Below are 318 nucleotides of genomic sequence, written 5' to 3'. Positions count from 1 at the left end.
GGAAAATACGAAAACTTAATTGGTAAATCAGTTGTTAATTTACCACCAAATAAACCTAACTTTTCCCAAAATTTGGTTTTGAACTGTAGTGCAATTTTAGTCGAATCTGCATAATGTAACTCTCTAATAACCTTCCATTTATTATAAGAAAAAGACTCGAATGGTAGAACGTCAACGAAGTTAAATAAAGAGTATGGAATTGTTGAAATTACATAATCACTTTCAAATTCTCTTTGTCTAGTAAGGATTTCATTTTCTGAATAGATGATTACCTTGTCATTTTCTTGTTGAATTTTTTTTACCCTTTCATTCAATATG

Annotated in this window: 1 protein-coding gene; it reads right to left on the bottom strand. The window is 28.6% G+C overall.

The features are described 5' to 3' along the window. The coding region (locus CN514_RS24910; RefSeq protein ID WP_176526085.1) for an FAD-dependent oxidoreductase at window positions 1-318 on the bottom strand (318 nt) is incomplete at both ends.

The sequence above is a fragment of the Bacillus sp. AFS001701 genome (assembly GCF_002559405.1).
Taxonomy (GTDB): Bacteria; Bacillota; Bacilli; order Bacillales; family Bacillaceae_G; genus Gottfriedia.
Note: the sequence above shows the minus strand (reverse complement) of the source record. Positions and strands in the feature narration are given on the sequence as shown.